Here is a 254-nt window from a genome sequence, read left to right on the forward strand (position 1 = left end):
GCACCAGCGGGCGTCTGCACGCGGCTGCGCAGGCGCTCGAGCGACTGGGTCAGCGCATCGGCCTCCTGCTCGGCCGTGGTCGTGGCCTCGCGCTGCGCCTGGATGGCGCGCTCTTCATCGCTGCTGCTGCTCGATGAACTGCCGCCCAGGCCCGCCAGCGAGGTCAGCGACTGTGCCGTCGCTGCCGATGGCAGCAAGCAGGCGCACAGCAGCAGCCACAGGGCCGGCAGCCACCAGCGTGGCAGGGCCCGGCG

Annotated in this window: 1 protein-coding gene; it reads right to left on the reverse strand. The window is 73.6% G+C overall.

Annotated elements, in window-relative coordinates; translation table 11 throughout:
* Positions 1–254: hypothetical protein (locus tag H928_RS32365; protein ID WP_043340069.1), on the reverse strand; the 254-nt coding region annotated here is incomplete at both ends.

Origin of the sequence: Comamonas sp. B-9 (assembly GCF_000410635.1) — a bacterium.
Taxonomy (GTDB): Bacteria; Pseudomonadota; Gammaproteobacteria; order Burkholderiales; family Burkholderiaceae_C; genus Comamonas.